The 232-nt window shown below is 47.0% G+C and carries 1 pseudogene; it reads right to left on the bottom strand.

Annotation, left to right across the window (positions count from 1 at the left end):
* Window positions 1–232: pseudogene (locus AAEY75_RS17315) on the bottom strand (glutathione-regulated potassium-efflux system protein KefB); the annotation flags it as partial.

Raw genomic sequence — 232 nt, 5'->3', positions numbered from 1 at the left:
GACTCAATCATACTGGCCTCATCATCATAAATAGCTTGTTGACGTTCAATTAGATCATCATCGTAATCACGGAAGGTTTGTACTGTCTCACGTGCTTTTTCTGGTGAGATGCCAAGCAGTTGTAACGACTCACGCGACATATCTAGCGAGGACAAATACGTCTCACGCCAGATATGACGAACCCCAACCTCACGTAATCGGTAGTAATGCTGGCGGTCACGTGCCCGTGCTA

Source organism: Psychrobacter sp. TB55-MNA-CIBAN-0194, assembly GCF_040309505.1.
Lineage (GTDB): Bacteria > Pseudomonadota > Gammaproteobacteria > Pseudomonadales > Moraxellaceae > Psychrobacter > Psychrobacter fozii.
This window is presented reverse-complemented; position numbering and strand designations above follow the sequence as displayed.